This is a genomic window from Streptomyces sp. NBC_00483 (genome assembly GCF_036013745.1).
In the GTDB taxonomy this organism is placed as follows: Bacteria; Actinomycetota; Actinomycetes; order Streptomycetales; family Streptomycetaceae; genus Streptomyces.
In genome coordinates this window covers 7,442,019-7,459,509 of sequence record NZ_CP107880.1, presented here as the reverse complement: position 1 = coordinate 7,459,509, position 17,491 = coordinate 7,442,019, and the positions used below count along the sequence as shown (strand labels likewise).

Genomic DNA, 17,491 nt, shown 5'->3' with positions numbered 1-17,491 from the left:
GAAGGAAGTGACAGCCACATGTCCGCACCAGCGCCGTCCCCGCTGGCCATCGTCGACGCCGAGACCCTGCCCGGACAGGGCGAGGTGCTCACCGAAGCGGCCCTCGCCTTCGTGGCCGAGCTGCACCGCCTTTTCACGCCCCGGCGTGACGAGCTCCTCGCCCGTCGCACCGAGCGCCGCGCCGAGATCGCCCGCACCTCCACGCTCGACTTCCTCCCGGAGACCGCCGCCATCCGCGCGGACGACACCTGGAAGGTCGCCGAGGCCCCGGCCGCCCTGAACGACCGCCGCGTCGAGATCACCGGGCCGACCGACCGCAAGATGACGATCAACGCGCTCAACTCCGGCGCGAAGATCTGGCTCGCCGACTTCGAGGACGCCTCCGCCCCGACGTGGGAGAACGTCATCGGCGGCCAGCTGAACCTCACCAACGCCTACAACCGCTCCATCGACTTCACGGACGAGCGCTCCGGCAAGTCGTACGCGCTGAAGTCCGCCGACGAGCTCGCCACGGTCGTCATGCGCCCGCGCGGCTGGCACCTGAACGAGCGCCACCTCGTGGACGGGAACGGCAAGGCCGTCCCCGGCGCGCTCGTCGACTTCGGCCTCTACTTCTTCCACAACGCGAAGAAGCTGATCGAGCTCGGCAAGGGCCCGTACTTCTACCTCCCGAAGACGGAGTCGCACCTGGAGGCCCGCCTCTGGAACGAGATCTTCGTCTTCGCGCAGGACTACGTCGGCATCCCGCAGGGCACCGTGCGCGCCACCGTCCTGATCGAGACGATCACGGCCGCGTACGAGATGGAGGAGATCCTCTACGAGCTCCGCGACCACGCCTCCGGCCTGAACGCCGGCCGTTGGGACTACCTCTTCTCGATCGTCAAGAACTTCCGTGACGGCGGCTCGAAGTTCGTCCTGCCGGACCGCAACCTGGTGACGATGACCGCCCCGTTCATGCGGGCGTACACCGAACTCCTCGTCCGCACCTGCCACAAGCGCGGCGCGCACGCGATCGGCGGCATGGCGGCCTTCATCCCGTCCCGCAAGGACGCCGAGGTCAACAAGGTGGCCTTCGCGAAGGTCCGCGACGACAAGGACCGCGAGGCCGGCGACGGCTTCGACGGCTCCTGGGTCGCGCACCCGGACCTCGTCCCGATCGCCATGGAGTCCTTCGACAAGGTCCTCGGCGAGAAGCCGAACCAGAAGGACCGCCTGCGCGAGGACGTCTCGGTGGCCGCCGGCGACCTGATCGCCATCGACTCCCTCGACGCGAAGCCCACCTACGACGGCCTCGTCAACGCCGTCCAGGTCGGCATCCGTTACATCGAGGCGTGGCTGCGCGGCCTCGGCGCCGTCGCGATCTTCAACCTCATGGAGGACGCGGCGACGGCGGAGATCTCCCGCTCCCAGATCTGGCAGTGGATCAACGCGGGCGTCGTCCTCGACAACGGTGAGACCGTCACCGCCGAGCTGGCCCGCAAGGTCGCCTCGGAGGAGCTGGCGAACATCAAGGCCGAGGTCGGCGAGGAGGCCTTCACGGCCGGCAAGTGGCAGCAGGCCCACGACCTCCTCCTCCAGGTCTCCCTGGACGCGGACTACGCGGACTTCCTGACGCTGCCTGCGTACGAGCAGCTCGGCTGACGTTTCGCGGTGCGTGTGGGGCCCGGCGCCGGGATGGCGCCGGGCCCCTTCGCGTCATCGGCCCAGGTCGTCAGCCGAGGTCGTCGCTGTGGCCCGCCGCGAGGCGCGGCCAGTGCGGGATCGGCCGCCCGTCGGCGCGCAGCCGGATGTCCTCGGCCGGTTCGCCCTGGCCCTGCGGCCAGCCCTCCGGGGAGTCCTCCCACAGCTCCTGGCGGCCGTAGGCCGTGAGGTCCATCAGCCGGTAGCTGTTGTCCACCTGCTCCACGCCGCGCAGCGTGGTCCACCAGGTCTCGAAGACGCGGTCGCCGTCCCGCAGATAGCTCACCAGGTGCATCATGCCGACGTGCCGGCCGACCAGCAGCTGATCCAGGGACGGGACCGCCGAGTACCAGGGCATGTCCCAGCCCATGAAGTCCCGGTAGCGCCTGCTCTCCTCGTACGGCCCCTGGCACAGGACCGCGTACGTGATGTCGCGCGAGTGCAGATACGACAGCTCCCTGACCTGGCTCGCGCACCAGGTGCAGCCCTCGCACTGCTCGGCGGCCGGGTGGCCGTCGTGCCACATGAAGTAGTACGCGAGGAGCTGTCGTCGGCCCTCGAAGGCGTCGAGCAGCGTGATCGGCCCGTCGGGCCCGGTCAGTTCGAGGCCGCCGTCCACCTCGACCATGGGAAGGCGTCGCCGGGCGGCGGCGATCGCGTCGCCCTCGCGGGTGTGGGCCTTCTCGCGCAGCCGCAGCTTGTCGATCCCGGCCTCGAATGCGGCCCGGTCGGTCACCGGCGGCAGCGCCGGGGCGTGGTCGGTCATGACTCCTTCTCCCCTCGTCCGTCCGGCCCTTCGGCCAGTTCCTTGATGCGCAGCAGGCGGGTCTCCCAGGAACGGCCTATTCGGTCGAGCTCCCGGGCGAGCGCGCCGAGCCGGGCGCCGACGGCGATGTGGACCACCTCGCGGCCGCGCTGCTCGGACTCGACGAGCCCGACCTCGCGCAGCACCTCCAGGTGCTTGACGATCGCCTGCCGGCTCACCGGCAGCTCGCGGGCCAGCGCGGACGCCGACATCGGCCCCTGCCCGAGCCGGGTGAGGATCTCCCAGCGGGTCGCGTCGCCGAGCGCGGCACACACGGCGGGCGGCGCGGCGGTCACGCCCCGGCCTCGACGAACTCCTTCGCCGCGGCGAGCTCGGCGAGCCAGCCCTTGTCGTTGCCCTCGCGCTCCTTCAGCCATACGGCCGGGTCGTCGGCGAGACCGGAGAATCCGCTTTCGACGACGCGCAGCGTCACCCCGCCCTCCGTGCGTTCGTCGATCCAGAACTCGACGAGGGTCGAGCCCGTCGTCTCACCGCGGTGCGGGGTGCCGATCCAGCGGAACGCGGCGTAGCGCGGTTTGTCGAGCTCGACGGTCCTGAACCGGAACTCACCCAGCGAGGCGTGCCGCACGACGGCCACATCCCCCTCGTACCGGATGTCGGGCTCGGCCTCCACGGTGCCGTCGTTGACGTACCAGCCGGGGCGTACGACGAGTTCCCAGACCCGCTCGGCGGGGGCGTCGATGTCGATCCGGCGGGCGATGCGGTCGAGCTCCGCGAGGTCGTCGGCGGTGTGGGTGGCGTGTGCGTCGGACATGGGGTCCTCCTAGCTACGTTGCCTGCAACCCAAGGGTTGCACCTGCCGAGCCGTGCTGCAACCCCTCGGTTGCAAGTGGGGCCCGTCGGGGGCTGCGCTTCGCGATTTCGCAGTACGGGCGTCAGCCCACGTGGCGGGACCAGTCCTGTTCCGCCGGGGGCTTGCCGTGGAGGTCCGGGACGCGCTTCAGCCACGCGGGGCGGCCGCGCTCCGTCGCCGCCGCGCGCTTCGCGTCGGCCGCCGCCAGTTCGTCGCGGGACGGGAAGTCCGTGGGCAGCCAGGAGGCGGAGGAGCGGGCGCGGGCGAGGAGGTAGGTGACGTAGGCGTCGCGTGCCTCGTCCGGTGTGGCGAAGTCCGTGAGCCAGGCATCCGGGACGAGGGAGAGGATCTCGCGCAGCAGCTCCTCCGTCACCTTCGGCGCCAGTTCCGCGTCGGCGCCGCGCGTGTCCGGCCCGTATCCACCGAGCGCGTGATGCCGGAAGTCGTACGCCTTCGCCGGGTCCGCGCCGTCCCAGCGGTGGTGGAAGACGAGCGCCGCGCCGTGGTCGATGAGCCACAGCTTCGGTTCGGCGATGCCGAGGGCGGGCCAGACCATGAGGTTCGAACTGTGCACCGTACGGTCCACGTTGACGGTGAGCGCGTCGAGCCAGACGATGCGGCCCGCCTCCAGCGGGTCGACGGGAAACGTCTCCGCGATCTCCGGCGTGAAGTCCACCGCACCCGGCAGGAAGTCCATGCCGAGATTGAGCCCCGCGCTGGCGTCGAGCAGCTCCTTGACCTCCTGGTGCGGCTCGTCCGCGCCGAGCGCCGGGTCGAAGTGCGCGAGCACCAACTCCGGGAAACGCAGCCCGAACGCGCGCGCAAGCTCGCCCACGACGATCTCCGCGACGAGCGCCTTCACGCCCTGCGCGGACCCGGTGAACTTGACCACGTAGGTGCCCAGGTCGTCCGCCTCGACGACACCGGGTACGGAGCCGCCGGTGCGCAGCGGGTTCACATAACGGGTCGCGGTGATTTCTCTCAGCATTTCCTCACCTCACCCCTCCGCCGGCCTTGCAGTCCAAGGTTCTTCCCCAGCAGTCCGTCCATGGCCGTTCGCCCCTTGCTTCCGGCCTCCGGCATGAAGCGAGCATAAACCGAGGGTGATCGCCGGCGAGGAGCGCCCGAGCCCCGCGCCCCGGCCTCAAAGCGGCTGACGCTCGGCCGTGGTGCTCCACGGCCACCTCCCGAGGGTGGTGTGCATCAGTCGCGCCGCCGTGGACAGGCGGCTTCCCGACCTGCTGTGCAGGGTGAGGGTGCGGCGGCAGGACGGGGCGTCGACTGCAATCCAGGCGACCGGGCTGACCGTGTCGGCGGTACGGGCCATGGCAGGGATCAGGGTGAGGCCCACCCCGGCGCCGACCAGGGCCGCCGTGGCGGCCGGCTCATCGCCTTCGCAGACGATGCGCGGGGTGAGGTTGGCCGCGGCGAAGAGGTGGTCGAGCAGGTGGCGTTGCCAGTGGCCCGGTCGGGCGATGACGAAGGGCTCGTCGCGCAGTTCCTCGACCGCGACCGAGGAGCGGGCAGCGAGGGGGTGGTCGGGCGGGGCGGCCAGCCACACCGGCTCGTCGTGCAGGCGGACGCTGTCCAGGCCGTCACCGGAGATCGGCTGCGAGGCCACGCACAGATCGATCTCTCGGGCGTGCAGCGCGCGGTGCATCTCCGCGGCCGCCATCTGGTGCAGCTGCACATCGATGCCCGGGTGGGCCTGCTTGTACGCCCCCAGCGGACCGGTCACGGTCAGGAACGTCTCCGAGGCCAACCGCACCCCGCCGATCCCCTCGCGGGCGGCCTCGGCCACCGCGCGCCGCCCCTCCTCCAGCTCACCGAGGGCCCGTTCGACGTGGTCGCGGAAGAGGCGGCCGGACTCGTTGAGGCGCAGCCGCCCTCCACGGTCGAAGAGCGGGGCGCCGAGCTCCGCTTCGAGGCGGGCGATGGTGCGGCTCAACGACGGCTGGGCGACGCGGAGTTGTTCCGCGGCCCGGCTGAGGTGCTCCAGGCGGGCGATCACCAGGAATTGGCGCAGTGCGTGCAGGTCCATGACGTCCCCTTCCCACCTGGGCCCATAGCACCCAGGGCATAACAGATTAGCAATATTGATCTTTGACGGCATATCCCTGCGAGCATGACCGTGGAGGCATGACCAGCACTGATGAAGCTCCGTCGGCCACAGCGGGGCGCGAGGCCCCGAGCACCGGCGTCACCGGCGTCACCGGCGGGATGTTCCGGGCGGCGGTGACACTGCACACCGTCGTGGTCTTCGGCCAGCCGGTGTTCGCCGGCGTGTATCTCTCCGGGGACATCGGCGGGCTCGGCCTCCATGCCCTCGGTGCCGATGCGGCATCTTTCCTGGGTCTCGCCCAGGCCATCGTGGGCGTCACCTACTCCGTGCGGCAGCGCGTGTGGTGGCCGGCGCTGACGTCGCTGCTGCTGGTGGCGGCCGAGTCGGTGCAGTACGTCGCGGGCATGGACGGGGCGCTGTGGCTGCACCTTCCGCTCGGGGTGTCGTTGATCGCCGGACTGGCGGTGCTCTTCACCGTGGCGTGGACGCGGCCGCTGCGCGGCAGGGGGCGGGGTGGCTCCGATGCGTAGGCCGACGGGCGTACGAGCCGCGCCCTCGCGCCGCCGGATCCTCGCGGTCGGCGGGGCCCTGGGGCTGCTGGCAGGCGGCGGACTCGGCCTCTCGGGCGCGCTCGCCAACCGCCCGGCACTGACCGGCGGAATGCTGCGCAGCGCGGCGCCGCTGCCCGAGCCGTACACCGTGCCGCTGCCGATCCCGAAGGTGCTGACCCCGGCGGCGACCGGGAAGGGCGCCGACCGGTACGAGATCACCCAGCGCGAGACGACCGCGGAGATCCTGCCCGGGACCCGGACCGGGCTGTGGACATACAACGGGACCTTTCCCGGCCCGACGATCGAGTCCCGCCGCCGCCGTACGGTCCGGGTGCGGCACCGCAACGAGTTGCCGGTGCCGACCGCGGTGCACTTGCACGGCGGCCGCACACCGGCGGACTCCGACGGCTATCCCACCGACCTGATCCTCCCGGACGGCTGGCCGGACCCGGAGCATCATCACGGCGGGGGCCACGGCGCGGGCAGCCACCAGATGGCCGATCCTCGCGCCGTCACCAGCCGCGTCACCCGTGACTACACCTTTCCCAACGACCAGCGTGCCGCGATGCTCTGGTACCACGACCACCGCATGGACTTCACCGCCCCGGCGATCTGGCGCGGTCTCGCCGGGCTTCACATCATCCGCGACGACGTCGAGGACGCCCTGGACCTCCCGCGCGGTGAGTACGAACTGCCACTGCTGATCTGCGACCGCTCCTTCGAGGCGGACGGATCGCTGCGCTACCCGGCCCTCGACCCGGCCCTGCGCGAACGCCCCGGCGTGCAGGGCCCGTACGCGGCCGGGGTGCTCGGGGACGTCATCCTGGTCAACGGTGCCCCCTGGCCGGTGCACGAAGCGGACGCCGCCCGCTACCGGCTGCGGCTGCTCAACGGCTCCAACGCCCGCCACTACGACCTCGAGGCCGTCACCGACGACGGCAGCCGCCTCGACCTGGTGCAGATCGGCTCCGACCAGGGCCTGCTGGCCGCCCCCGTCACCCACACCCGGGTGCCGATGGCACCGGCGGAACGATACGACGTCGTCGTCGACTTCCGCGGCCTGAAGCCCGGCAGCAGGGTGCGGCTGCGCAACCGGCTGGGCAGCGGGCGCACCCGCGAGGTGATGGCCTTCCGCATCGCACGGAAGGCCAGGGGCGGCGAGCGGAACGGCGGCCGGGTACCCGACCGGCTCGCGGACGACCTGCCGGGCTGGCACCGCTCGCAAGCGACCGCGGTCCGCGAATTCGCCTTCCGCGCCGGGCACATGCAGCACGGCCGCGGCTGGCTGATCGGCGGCCGAGCCTTCGATCCGGTGCGTACGGACGTGTCCACCCGGCTCGGCAGTGTCGAGGTGTGGCGGCTGGTCGCCGACGTCCACCACCCCATCCACCTGCACCTGGTGGGCTTCCGGGTGCTCTCACGTGGCGGCGGCCCACCGCTGCCCCAGGACGCCGGGCTGAAGGACACGATCTCGCTGCGGCCCGGCGAGTCAGCGGAGATCATCACCCGCTTCGACGGCTACCGGGGGCGCTATCTCTTCCACTGCCACAACGCCGAACACGAGGACATGGGAATGATGGCGAACCTCGAAATCGCCTGACCTCCCTTCCGCTTCCCCCCGTCCGAACCGACGACGAACGGATCACCACGCATGCCCACCAACAATGGAATCGCCATCGTCGGCGCCGGCCTCGCCGCCGCCAAGACCGTCGAGGCGCTGCGCCTGACCCACGGCTACGAGGGCCCGCTGACATTGATCGGCGACGAGCCCCACCTGCCGTACGAGCGCCCGGGACTGTCCAAGGGCTATCTCCTCGGCACCGTCGATGCGGCCGGTCTCGATGTCCACCCGGCCGACTTCTACGCCGCGAACGACATCAGCCTGCTCAGGCGCGAACGCGCCACCGACCTCGACCTCGCGGCCCGTCGCGTTCGCACCGACGCCGGCACCGAGGTCGCCTTCGACCAGGTCGTCCTCGCCACCGGGGCGCGGGCGCGCCGGCTGGACGTGGCAGGCCGCGGCCTGGCCGGCATCCACTATCTGCGCAACCGCGACGACAGCGACCGGCTGCGCGAAGCGGCTTCTTCGCGCAGCGCCACCGCGACCACGGCGTGAACCTGCGCACCGGGGACGGCGTGGAGAAGTTCCTCGGCACCGGCAGGGTGGAGGCCGTCCGCACCACCACAGGCAAGATCATCCCCGCCGACCTCGTCATCGTCGGCATCGGCGCGATCCCCAACACCGAACTCGCCGAGCGGGCAGGCCTGAAGACGGACGCGGGCATCCTGGTCGGCCCAGACCTGCGCACCTCGCACCCCGCCGCGCTGGCCACCGGCGACGTCGCTCGCCAGCGGCACCCACGCCACCTCAACCCGATCCGGGTCGACCACTGGGACAACGCCATCGTCCACGGCACCGCCGCCGCGGCCACCCTCACCGGCGTACCGAAGATCGTCGACATGGTGCCGTACTTCTTCTCCACCCAGTACGACTCGACCCTCGAATACGTCGGCCACCCCCTCCACTGGGACCGCGTCATCACCCGCGGGGACCCGGACGCCCCGGGCTTTACGGCCTTCTGGCTGGACGGCGAGACCCCGGTCGCCGCGATGACGCTGGACAACTGGGGCGCGGCAGAACACCTGCGGGCCCTGGTCGCCGCCGCCCGGCCGACGGACACCGGCCGGCTGGGAGATCCAGGCGTCCCGCTGCCGGCCCTGCCCCGCGCTGCGGCTTGACCAGACGCCCTGACGGTGGCAGGTCCCCGTGCCGGCCCCCGTTCTCGGAGCGGCCGTCGCCCGCCCGTCCCGCCCGCGAGCCGACCGACTGCGGGAGCGGCCCTGGGGGCGACTTCTTCGCCGGCTTCAAGGCGTGCCTCACGATCAACCGCCAACACGATGAGTTTGTGGCTCGCGGCCGGTCCAAACTCATGACACCTCAGGAAGGGAACCGTCATGTCAGAGCTTCTCGTCGACTTCATCACCTCCCTCGACGGCTATGCATCGGGAGAGGGGTGGCCCGGGTTCTGGGGCCTCGAGGGCCCGGAGTACCTCGCTTGGCTGGGTAAGCAGCCCGAGGTCACCTACCTGATGGGAGCGAACACCTACCGCCTGATGTCGGGCTTCGCCGCAGGCGAGGTCCCGAGTGGCCAGGACGAGTTCAGGCCCGAGGAAGAGGAGTCCGTCGACGAGCTCACGCAAGCGTCCAAGGTGGTGTTCTCCTCCTCACTCAAGGATCCACTGGAGTGGGCCAACTCCACGCTCGTGCGTGACGATGCCGTCGAGGCGGTCCGCGCCATGAAGTCGAGTGGCACGGGGCTCCTCAGCACGATCGGCAGCCTCAGCCTGTGCCGTTCCCTGCTACGAGCCGGACTCGTCGACCGCTTCCGGGTCGTGATGTTCCCGGTGATCACCGGGGCCACGGGTGAAGAACGCATCTACGACGGCTATCCGGACGTCGCCCTCGACATGCTCGACCACCGCACCTTCGACGGCCGCATCCAGCTGGTCGAGTACAAGCCCCGCGTCCTCGAACACCCCCCGCTCCACGTCCCTGCGTGACCTCGCCCCGCCCGCCGGCCCGGACGACCGCGGGTTCACACAACGGGTCGCGGTGATTTCTCTGAGCCTGGGCACCAGGTCAGGCTCATACGGGCGGTCACGCGTCCCGGCGCAGCACCTGCTCGAGGAGCGAGATCAGCGTCTCCTTGCCGGACTCCCGGTCCCGGGCGTCGCACAGCATCACCGGGGTCTCCGGGCCGAGGTCGAGCGCGCGGGAGACCGCTTCCGAGGAGTGGGAACGTACGCCGTCGAAGCAGTTCACCGCGACGATGAACGGGATGCCGCGGCTCTCGAAGTAGTCGACCGCCGGGAAGCAGTCGGCGAGCCGACGGGTGTCCGCGAGGACGACCGCGCCCAGGCACCCCGTCGCCAACTCGTCCCACAGGAACCAGAACCGGTCCTGGCCGGGCGTGCCGAACAGATACAGCGCGAGGTCCTCGCGCAGCGTGATGCGGCCGAAGTCCATGGCCACGGTCGTCGTCGACTTGGTGGTGACGCCGTCGAGGTGGTCCACGCCGCGCGAGGCGACCGTGAGCTCCTCCTCGGTGCGCAGCGGGCGGATCTCGCTGACCGACTCCACCATCGTGGTCTTGCCGACGCCGAAGCCACCCGCGATCAGCACCTTCAGGGCCGTGAAGTCGGTGCGGGCGGGTGTGGTCATCGGGTCAGAGTGCGCGAAGGCCATTGATCACTTCTCGGAGGAGGTGGGCGTCGGGGCGGGCGTAGCCGGCGGGTTCACCCGTGGCGGAGTCGGTCGCCGGGGCCTGTGGCGGCGCGACGGTGACGAGGGATTTCGCCGTCAGGTCGCCGAGCAGGACGCGTACGACGCCCAGCGGGAGGCCGGAGTCGGAGGCCAGGTCGACGAGGGGGCGCGGGCCGCGCAGGCACAGGGCGAGCAGCTCGCGCTGTTCGGGCGGCAGCGGACCGTTCGGCCTGGTGTGGGTGGGGCGGACGATGGCCATGAGGTCCATGCGTTCCGCCCCGTTGCCGGTGCGGGCGCGGCCCGAGGTCATGGCGTAGAGCCGGACCAGGGGCCCCGCGTCCTCGTCGTAGCGGTCGGACCAGGCGTCGTCCGTGCGGTCGGGGCGGCGGCCGGGTGGTGGGGGCGGCGTCGTCACGGGGCATCGCCGTCCGAGCGGGTCGGTACGCCGAGGTGTTCGCGCACCCGGTCCACGAGCAGCGCCATCTCGTACGCGACGAGGCCGATGTCGGCGTGTCCGTCGGTGAACACGGCGAGGCAGGAGCCCTCGCCCGCGGCGACCACGAACAGGAAGCCGCCCTCGAGTTCGACCATCGTCTGGACGACGCCGCCCGCGTCGAAGTGGCGGCCCGCGCCCTTGGCGAGGGAGTGGAAGCCGGAGGCGATCGCGCAGAAGCGTTCGGACTCGTCGCGGCCGAGACCGGTGGAGGCGCCGACGCACAGGCCGTCGCCGGAGAGCATGACCACGTAGCGGACCTCGGAGACGCGGGCGGCCAGCTCGTCGAGGAGCCAGTCGATGGCCATGGCGCCGCCGGTGTCCCCCAGGCCTGTGACGTTGTACGTCGGGGGCGTCGTGTTCATCGGGGACCTCCGTCGTTCGGGGCGGCCGGGCCGCCTTCCTCGCGTGCGGCGCGGGCGCGTCTGCGACCCGAGCTCAGCGACGTCATGGTGGCGCGGGCGGCCTCCGGCGAACGGGCGGTCCCGTCCCCCTGCGCGGGCGCGCTGTCCCGCAGCTCGGGGCTGATGCTGGCCTGTCGGACGCGCCGCGGAAGCCCGTCCGGGCCGGTGTCCTGGGTGTGCGCGTGCGGCACCGGGGTCTCGGCCGGGCCGGGGTCGGCGTCCTGGCTGTGGGTGCGCTGCACCGGGGGCTCCGCCGGGCCGGGGTCGACGTCCTGACTGTAGGTGCGCTGCACCGGGGTCTCCGCCGTACCGGGGTCGACGCCTCCCGTGAGGGGCGCGCCGCGCCGGGGTGCCGCCTTGCCCACCCTGCCGCCCAAGGCGGCAGATTGCCCAAGGCGGGGGGCCTGCGGCTGCGCTTCAGGCCCAGCGGGGTTCCGCATTTCAAGCCCCTCCGTTTGCCGACGGCGGGTGGGCACATCCAGCCCGCTCTGAGGACGAGAGCCCGCGGGGTCCGGGGCGGAGCCCCGGGGCGTGGGGCGGTCGGCCGGTGGGGTCGCGGTGCGTTGTGGGAGGGGGGCCGCTGGCGGCGTCGGGACCGGGCGCAGCCCCGGATGCGACGCCTCCAGAAGGTTCTGCGGGATGAAGACGACCGCGGTGATGCCCCCGTAGATGGAGCGCCGCAGTGTGACGTCCAGACGCTGCCGCTCCGAGAGCCGGTTGACCACGAAGAGCCCGAGCTTGCGGGAGTCGAGCAGGTCGATGTCGCTGGCGTTGATACGCGCGTTGGCGTCGGCGAGGGCCTCGTCACTCATGCCGAGCCCACGATCCTCGATCTCCAGGCAGGCGCCCGCGCCGACCGGCTCACCGCGCACCACCACGGGAGTGTGCGGCGGCGAGAACGCCGAGGCGTTCTCGGCGAGTTCGGCGACGAGATGGACCACGTCGGCGACGGCCGAGCCCGCGAGGAGAAGGTCGGGGATGTCCTGGAGCTGGACCCGGTCGAAGTCGGGCGTCTCCGCGAGCCCCGCCCGGATCGCGTCGATCAGCGGCACCGGGTTGCGCCAGGCACGCCCAGGAGCCGAGCCGGAGAGGATGAGCAGGGACTCGGCGTGCCGCCGCATGCGCGTCGTCAAGTGGTCGATGCGGAACAGGTCTTCGAGGTCCGTGGGGTCCTCCGTGCGACGCTCCATCGCGTCGAGGAGGTCGAGCTGACGGTGCAGCAGCACCTGGCTGCGCCGGGCCAGCGACACGTACACACCGGAGACACCCGTGAGGACCGCGGCCCGGTCCGCGACCGCGCGCAGCGCCGCGCGCTGCACGGTGGTGAGGGCCGCGCCGACCTGCCCGACCTCGTCGCTGTGCGGCGTCTCGTCGAGCGGCGCCTCCTTGTCGAGGTCGACGTCCTCGCCGTTGTGGATGCGCCGCATGGAGGCGGGCAGCCGGGTCGCCGCCATGTCGAGCGCCGCGTTGCGCAGCCCCGTGAGGTCGGCGACGAGGCCGCGCCCGATGCGTACGGAGAGCAGCAGCGACACGATCACACCGAGCAGACCGAGGATCACGGCGATGCCCGAACTGCCCAGGGAGGAAAGGGAGTACGGCTCCGCGCCCGCGGCCTCATCGATCGCGCGCGACCCGGCCTTGTCCAGGGCGGTCAGGGTGGACCGCGCATCCGACTGCCAGCGCCCGGCGGGCACCGCGTCGACGGCGTTCCGCGCGCCCGCGGCGAGGACCATGTCCTGCACATGGCTCAGGTCCTTGGCGCCCGCGGTGCCGAGCGCGGCACGGAACGCGGTGGCGTCACGGCCCGACAGATCGGGCAGAGCGGCCTCGGTGAGGCTGCGCTGCACCGCCACGTCGCCCACGAATTCGCGGTACTGGCCGGGCGTCATCTCCCCGTCGGCCGCGTGCGCGGCACCGAGCAGCGCGTCCTGGCGGCTCAACGCATCGCGCGCGCGGGCGAGTTGGAGCAGCGTACGGGCGGTGTCGCTGTCGGCCGCGGCGAGTCCGGCCCGTACGGACATGGCCCGCTGGACCGCGGTGTCGTATCCGCCGATACCCTCCGTACCGCCCGGCGCCTGCGCCTTCTGGCGCGGCCCGGACAGCGAGTCGGCGCTGAACTTCAGCTTCTGGATGCGGTCGGGCAGCGACGCGTCGAGGTCGGCGAGGTCGGTGCTGATGGAGCGCAGGCCCGCATTGAGGGCATCAACAGCCTTGTCCGTACGGGCCGTTGACTCGGTGAAGTCCTGCCGCGTGGCGGCGTCGTGCGCCACGCGGTACTTCATCGCGGCCGCGCGCTCGTCCTGCACAGCGCCGGTGAACCGTGAAATCGGCGTGACGAGCGCCGAGTTCACCTCTTTCAGCTGTTCCTTGTCGGATATCTGGGACGCCGTGGTCACCGCGGCATGACCCCACAGCGCCATCACGGAGACGACGGGGACCGTGAGCAGGGTGACGACCTTGGCTCTGATCGATTTGGAGCGCAGCCGTTCGGGCAGCGGAAAGCGCGCGGACATGGGGGGACAGCTCCTCGGCCGGACCTGAGTGGTGTGGTGGGGGGGGTGGGGAACGCGCGCCTACGTGGCGGGCAGTTCGACCTCGTGCAGCGGACGGGCCGCGGCCTCGCTCCGCGCGCGCTCGTCGGCCGTCGGCGACAGCGCGACGAAGGCACAGGTGAGGAAGAGGAACGAGCCGAGCACGACGGCCAGCGGCAGGATGAACGCGGTCGCGGTGGCGCCGGACAGCGGCGCGGTTCCCGCGTGCACGCCGACCTTCACGGCGGCCATTCCGGTGTAGTGCATGCTGCTCACCGCGAGGCCCATCACGAGCGCGGCGACGGCGGCGACCACGGGTCCGCGCACGGACAGCGCGGCCCACAGCGCGGCGGACGCGGCGACGACGGCGATCACCACGGAGACGGCCACGAGCACGGGGTCGTAGGAGAGGGACCCGTTGAGCCGCACCGCCGACATGCCGATGTAGTGCATCGCGGCGACGCCAAGACCGGTGCCGAGACCGCCGAGCACGACGGAGAGGGCGCGCGACCTGCCGTACCCGGCGACGAACATGCCCGCGCCGACCACCAGGATCGCCACGAGAAGGCTCAGCAGGGTGAGGGGGATGTCGTAGCGGATCGCGGTGCCGTCGACGGCGTAGCCGAGCATCGCGATGAAGTGCATCGTCCAGATTCCGGCGCCGATCGCGACGGACGCGGTGAGCAGCCAGTTCCGCTTGGACCGCTGTCCGGCGTCCTGGGCGCGCGCGGTGCAGCGCAGGCCGAGCGCGGATCCCACGACCGCCATCACGTACGACAGGACCGGAGTGATCCAGCCTCCTGCCATGTGGTGCATGTGCCCCATATTCGCTACGGGTCCCTCTCACTCTTCACATCGGCCCCCCGGTCGACCGGGACGCTAACACGCATGTCACGGCTTGATCGGAGCGGTAATTGGCCTGAATGAGAGGGGTTACCGACTGGTAGAGCCCGAGTTCATGGGATCTTCACAAAGTGGCGCGTCCTGTGACCGCGGATGATGTTGCGACTCTTGTCACGCCGCGCCTCGGGACGGTCCGGACATTGCCGCCGTTCCTCGCGGGACGCCTATGAGGAGAGGTTTCAGGAGGTGCCGCCGCGCCGGGGAGGTGCCGCCTCTCCGGGAGGGGCACGTCACGAAGCCTCGTCACGAAGCCCCGTCACGAAGTCCCGCCACGAAGCCTCGTCACGGAGCCCCGCCACGAAGTCCCGTCACGAAGTCCCGTCACGAAGCGCCTTCGCCAGCGCGCCCTCGCCCACCACGGCGACGCGCCCGCCGCGCACCGCCTCGACCAGACCGACCGCGCCGCGGGCGACCTCGCCGCACACCTCGGCCTCCAGGGTCAGCCGCACGTCCGGCTCCCCGTCCGGGTACGCCCCCTCCCCGTACACGGGCTCCCCGCCCAGCCGGACATGGAACACCCCCTCGTCGACCCGGACCTCCACCGCGCCCGACTCCCCCAACGCCTCCAACTGCCGGGACAACGGCAGCGCCAGCCAGTGCGCCCGCACCGCGTCGGTGGGCCGCCGCTCGGCGAGGCCCGGCGCGCCCCACTCCCCCAGCGCCTGCAACACGGGCAGCAACTCCCGGCCTCGCGGGGTGAGTTCGTACACGTACACGGAAGCGGGCGGGGGCAGTCGCCGGCGCACGGCGATGCCGTCCCGCTCCATGCCCTTCAGACGCGTGGCCAGCATGTCCGTACTCACACCCGGCAGATCGGCGTGCAGGTCCGTGTAGCGGCGCGCCCCGGCGAGGAGTTCGCGCACGATCAGGAGGGTCCAGCGGTCCCCGACGGCGTCGAGGGCGCGGGCTGCGGCGCAGTACTGGTCGTAACTTCGGCGTGGCATGACGCGCAGTCTATGCAACTTGTTGGACTTTCCAAGCACCCACTTGGTAAAACCAAGCAGCAACGGTTCAGCACAGTGGCACCTGGTCCGCCTGGAGGGCAAGCGCATGGAGTTCCGGCAGTCGAGCAAGCTGAGCGAGGTCTGTTACGAGATCCGCGGCCCGGTGATCGAGCACGCCAACGCGCTGGAAGAGGCGGGCCACAGCGTGCTGCGCCTGAACACCGGCAACCCGGCGCTGTTCGGCTTCGAGGCGCCGGAGGAGATCGTCCAGGACATGATCCGGATGCTCCCGCAGGCGCACGGCTACACGGACTCGCGCGGGATCCTCTCCGCGCGCCGCGCCGTCGCCCAGCGCTACCAGGCGCTCGGCCTGGACGTCGGCGTGGACGACGTCTTCCTCGGCAACGGCGTGTCCGAACTGGTCTCGATGGCGATCCAGGCGCTCCTGGAGGACGGCGACGAAGTCCTCATCCCCGCCCCGGACTTCCCGCTCTGGACCGCCGTCACCACGCTCTCCGGCGGCAAGGCCGTCCACTATCTCTGCGACGAGCAGTCCGACTGGTACCCGGACCTCGCCGACATGGAGTCGAAGATCACCGACCGCACGAAGGCGGTCGTCATCATCAACCCGAACAACCCGACGGGCGCGGTGTATCCGAAGGAAATCATCGAGGGCATCCTCGACCTGGCCCGCCGCCACGGCCTCATGGTCTTCGCCGACGAGATCTACGACCAGATCCTCTACGACGACGCGGTGCACCACACCGCCGCGACCCTCGCCCCGGACCTCGTCGTCCTCACCTTCTCCGGCCTCTCGAAGACGTACCGCGTGGCCGGGTTCCGCTCCGGCTGGATGGTGGTCACGGGCCCGCAGCAGCACGCGCGCAACTACCTGGAGGGCCTGAACATGCTGGCCTCCATGCGCCTGTGCCCGAACGCGCCCGCCCAGTACGCCATCCAGGCCGCGCTCGGCGGCCGCCAGTCGATCCACGAACTCACCGCGCCCGGCGGGCGGTTGCTGGAGCAGCGCGACAAGGCTTGGGAGAAGCTGAACGAGATCCCCGGCGTCAGCTGCGTGAAGCCCAAGGGCGCGCTGTACGCCTTCCCGCGCATCGACCCCAAGGTGCACAAGATCGTGGACGACGAGAAGTTCGTCCTCGACCTGCTGCTCCGCGAGAAGATCCAGGTCGTCCAGGGCACCGGCTTCAACTGGCCGAGCCCGGACCACTTCCGCATCCTCACACTCCCGTACGCCGATGATCTCGATGCCGCGATCAGCCGGATCGGTCGCTTCCTGAGCGGATACCGTCAGTGACGTGATCTCTACGACCTCGTGCAGCACCTGTGGGCACGCCAGCCACACCCAGTTCGCCTCCCCCGACCTGGTCGGGCCCATCGTGTCCGGACGCTTCGACCGGGCGCGGGATCCCGCGTGGCGGCAGTCGGGCGCGGCGACGGTCGAGGACTACGCGCGCTGGTGCGGGCACCTGTGCGGGGCGACGTGCCTGCGCATGGCGCTCGGCCCCGGCGCCCCTTCCCTCTTCGAGCTGCGCGACGGGGCGCTGAAGTTCGGTGCGTACCGGGTGGACGCCGAGGGCGAGATCCGCGGCATGATCTACGCGCCCGCGGTGGAGTACGTACGGGAGGTGCACGGCGTCGACGCGGCGGTGCACCGCACCCTGCGCGCGGACGAGATCGGCGAACTGCTCGACGCGGGACGCCTGGTCATCGCCTCCGTGCACTACGCGATCCGCCGCCCGCACGAGCCGGCTCCCGGCCGCGGCGGCCATCTGGTCCTCGTCACGGCCCGCACACCGGACGGCTCCGGCTACCACTTCCACAACCCCTCGGGCACGGACGCGGCGACGCGCACGGCCGACCTCCCGGTGGAACGCTTCGAGGAGTTCTTCGCCGGGCGCGGCATGTCGCTGGCCGCGATTGTGGGGGCGGGGCGGTGACGGCGGCCCTCCACCTATCAAACCTCTAACACCTACGGGAGGAGCGGAGTGGCTTGCGGGCGCCGGGGCCAATCAAGCCCCG

General features: G+C 71.3%; 18 protein-coding genes and 1 pseudogene. 8 read left to right on the top strand and 11 right to left on the bottom strand.

The window, feature by feature from the left end; genetic code table 11:
• Positions 1 to 18: 18 nt before the first annotated feature.
• Positions 19 to 1,641: a malate synthase A gene (aceB, locus tag OHA73_RS33375; RefSeq protein ID WP_327656889.1), complete on the top strand. Its 1,623-nt coding sequence runs from the start codon at positions 19 to 21 to the stop codon at positions 1,639 to 1,641.
• Between the two features lie 70 nt (positions 1,642 to 1,711).
• Here aceB and OHA73_RS33370 read toward each other — a convergent pair whose 3' ends face one another.
• From OHA73_RS33370 to OHA73_RS33350, 5 genes are all read right to left on the bottom strand, one after another.
• Entirely contained in the window at positions 1,712 to 2,446 is a 735-nt protein-coding gene (locus OHA73_RS33370) for a DUF899 family protein (protein WP_267068701.1), read from the bottom strand.
• Positions 2,443 to 2,781 carry an ArsR/SmtB family transcription factor gene (locus OHA73_RS33365; protein ID WP_267068702.1) on the bottom strand — a complete coding sequence of 113 codons (339 nt, stop codon included), beginning with the start codon at positions 2,779 to 2,781 and terminating at the stop codon, positions 2,443 to 2,445. The genes OHA73_RS33370 and OHA73_RS33365 overlap by 4 nt, the downstream gene beginning before the upstream one ends.
• Entirely contained in the window at positions 2,778 to 3,260 is a 483-nt protein-coding gene (locus tag OHA73_RS33360; protein ID WP_327656888.1) for an ATPase, read from the bottom strand. Before OHA73_RS33360 ends, OHA73_RS33365 begins: the two co-directional genes overlap by 4 nt.
• Before the next feature lie 121 nt (positions 3,261 to 3,381).
• On the bottom strand, positions 3,382 to 4,287 hold the full coding sequence (locus tag OHA73_RS33355; RefSeq protein WP_266715298.1) for a HipA family kinase: 906 nt from the start codon (positions 4,285 to 4,287) through the stop codon (positions 3,382 to 3,384).
• Positions 4,288 to 4,443: 156 nt separating this feature from the next.
• Positions 4,444 to 5,340 carry a LysR family transcriptional regulator gene (locus tag OHA73_RS33350; RefSeq protein ID WP_327656887.1) on the bottom strand — a complete coding sequence of 299 codons (897 nt, stop codon included), beginning with the start codon at positions 5,338 to 5,340 and terminating at the stop codon, positions 4,444 to 4,446.
• 98 nt (positions 5,341 to 5,438) lie between these two features.
• Between OHA73_RS33350 and OHA73_RS33345 the strand changes: the two genes are divergently transcribed.
• The 5 genes and pseudogenes from OHA73_RS33345 (at position 5,439) to OHA73_RS33325 (ending at position 9,473) form a co-directional block, all read left to right on the top strand.
• On the top strand, positions 5,439 to 5,891 hold the full coding sequence (locus OHA73_RS33345; protein ID WP_327656886.1) for a hypothetical protein: 453 nt from the start codon (positions 5,439 to 5,441) through the stop codon (positions 5,889 to 5,891).
• Positions 5,884 to 7,512 carry a multicopper oxidase family protein gene (locus tag OHA73_RS33340; protein WP_327656885.1) on the top strand — a complete coding sequence of 543 codons (1,629 nt, stop codon included), beginning with the start codon at positions 5,884 to 5,886 and terminating at the stop codon, positions 7,510 to 7,512. The genes OHA73_RS33345 and OHA73_RS33340 overlap by 8 nt, the downstream gene beginning before the upstream one ends.
• A 51-nt stretch (positions 7,513 to 7,563) precedes the next feature.
• Positions 7,564 to 8,258: pseudogene (locus tag OHA73_RS33335) on the top strand (NAD(P)/FAD-dependent oxidoreductase); the annotation flags it as partial.
• A 114-nt stretch (positions 8,259 to 8,372) separates the two neighbouring features.
• Positions 8,373 to 8,651: an oxidoreductase C-terminal domain-containing protein gene (locus tag OHA73_RS33330; protein WP_327658574.1), complete on the top strand. Its 279-nt coding sequence runs from the start codon at positions 8,373 to 8,375 to the stop codon at positions 8,649 to 8,651.
• 216 nt (positions 8,652 to 8,867) lie between these two features.
• Positions 8,868 to 9,473, top strand: a complete 606-nt coding sequence (locus tag OHA73_RS33325) for a dihydrofolate reductase family protein (RefSeq protein ID WP_327656884.1) — start codon at positions 8,868 to 8,870, stop codon at positions 9,471 to 9,473.
• A 97-nt stretch (positions 9,474 to 9,570) separates the two neighbouring features.
• Here the strand turns inward: OHA73_RS33325 and OHA73_RS33320 are convergent, their stop codons facing one another.
• The 6 genes from OHA73_RS33320 to OHA73_RS33295 all read right to left on the bottom strand — a co-directional run bounded on the left by OHA73_RS33320 (position 9,571) and on the right by OHA73_RS33295 (position 15,451).
• Complete coding sequence (locus OHA73_RS33320) at positions 9,571 to 10,158, bottom strand: GTP-binding protein (RefSeq protein ID WP_403720000.1); 588 nt, start codon at positions 10,156 to 10,158, stop codon at positions 9,571 to 9,573.
• Positions 10,139 to 10,591, bottom strand: coding sequence for a DUF742 domain-containing protein (locus tag OHA73_RS33315; protein WP_266715291.1), 453 nt, complete (start codon positions 10,589 to 10,591; stop codon positions 10,139 to 10,141). The genes OHA73_RS33320 and OHA73_RS33315 overlap by 20 nt, the downstream gene beginning before the upstream one ends.
• Entirely contained in the window at positions 10,588 to 10,977 is a 390-nt protein-coding gene (locus OHA73_RS33310) for a roadblock/LC7 domain-containing protein (RefSeq protein ID WP_266718993.1), read from the bottom strand. Before OHA73_RS33310 ends, OHA73_RS33315 begins: the two co-directional genes overlap by 4 nt.
• Before the next feature lie 53 nt (positions 10,978 to 11,030).
• Positions 11,031 to 13,586, bottom strand: coding sequence for a sensor histidine kinase (locus OHA73_RS33305; protein WP_327656883.1), 2,556 nt, complete (start codon positions 13,584 to 13,586; stop codon positions 11,031 to 11,033).
• A gap of 60 nt (positions 13,587 to 13,646) precedes the next feature.
• Entirely contained in the window at positions 13,647 to 14,429 is a 783-nt protein-coding gene (locus OHA73_RS33300) for an MHYT domain-containing protein (RefSeq protein ID WP_267068710.1), read from the bottom strand.
• 386 nt (positions 14,430 to 14,815) lie between these two features.
• Entirely contained in the window at positions 14,816 to 15,451 is a 636-nt protein-coding gene (locus OHA73_RS33295; RefSeq protein WP_327656882.1) for a winged helix-turn-helix transcriptional regulator, read from the bottom strand.
• A 106-nt stretch (positions 15,452 to 15,557) separates the two neighbouring features.
• Here OHA73_RS33295 and OHA73_RS33290 point away from each other — a divergent pair, with 106 nt between their 5' ends.
• On the top strand, positions 15,558 to 16,766 hold the full coding sequence (locus OHA73_RS33290; RefSeq protein WP_266715287.1) for a pyridoxal phosphate-dependent aminotransferase: 1,209 nt from the start codon (positions 15,558 to 15,560) through the stop codon (positions 16,764 to 16,766).
• Between the two features lies 1 nt (position 16,767).
• On the top strand, positions 16,768 to 17,409 hold the full coding sequence (locus tag OHA73_RS33285; protein ID WP_371591061.1) for a peptidase: 642 nt from the start codon (positions 16,768 to 16,770) through the stop codon (positions 17,407 to 17,409).
• Positions 17,410 to 17,491 lie beyond the last annotated feature (82 nt).

Bases quoted from the DNA above. Each gene is read 5' to 3' on its own strand.
- OHA73_RS33320 (WP_403720000.1), bottom strand. From the start codon at position 10,158: ATGGCCTTCGCGCACTCTGACCCGATGACCACACCCGCCCGCACCGAC.
- aceB (WP_327656889.1), top strand. From the start codon at position 19: ATGTCCGCACCAGCGCCGTCCCCGCTGGCCATCGTCGACGCCGAGACC.
- OHA73_RS33300 (WP_267068710.1), bottom strand. From the start codon at position 14,429: ATGGGGCACATGCACCACATGGCAGGAGGCTGGATCACTCCGGTCCTG.
- OHA73_RS33330 (WP_327658574.1), top strand. From the start codon at position 8,373: ATGGTGCCGTACTTCTTCTCCACCCAGTACGACTCGACCCTCGAATAC.
- OHA73_RS33360 (WP_327656888.1), bottom strand. From the start codon at position 3,260: ATGTCCGACGCACACGCCACCCACACCGCCGACGACCTCGCGGAGCTC.
- OHA73_RS33370 (WP_267068701.1), bottom strand. From the start codon at position 2,446: ATGACCGACCACGCCCCGGCGCTGCCGCCGGTGACCGACCGGGCCGCA.
- OHA73_RS33340 (WP_327656885.1), top strand. From the start codon at position 5,884: ATGCGTAGGCCGACGGGCGTACGAGCCGCGCCCTCGCGCCGCCGGATC.
- OHA73_RS33295 (WP_327656882.1), bottom strand. From the start codon at position 15,451: ATGCCACGCCGAAGTTACGACCAGTACTGCGCCGCAGCCCGCGCCCTC.
- OHA73_RS33325 (WP_327656884.1), top strand. From the start codon at position 8,868: ATGTCAGAGCTTCTCGTCGACTTCATCACCTCCCTCGACGGCTATGCA.
- OHA73_RS33310 (WP_266718993.1), bottom strand. From the start codon at position 10,977: ATGGCCATCGACTGGCTCCTCGACGAGCTGGCCGCCCGCGTCTCCGAG.
- OHA73_RS33305 (WP_327656883.1), bottom strand. From the start codon at position 13,586: ATGTCCGCGCGCTTTCCGCTGCCCGAACGGCTGCGCTCCAAATCGATC.
- OHA73_RS33355 (WP_266715298.1), bottom strand. From the start codon at position 4,287: ATGCTGAGAGAAATCACCGCGACCCGTTATGTGAACCCGCTGCGCACC.
- OHA73_RS33290 (WP_266715287.1), top strand. From the start codon at position 15,558: ATGGAGTTCCGGCAGTCGAGCAAGCTGAGCGAGGTCTGTTACGAGATC.
- OHA73_RS33345 (WP_327656886.1), top strand. From the start codon at position 5,439: ATGACCAGCACTGATGAAGCTCCGTCGGCCACAGCGGGGCGCGAGGCC.
- OHA73_RS33350 (WP_327656887.1), bottom strand. From the start codon at position 5,340: ATGGACCTGCACGCACTGCGCCAATTCCTGGTGATCGCCCGCCTGGAG.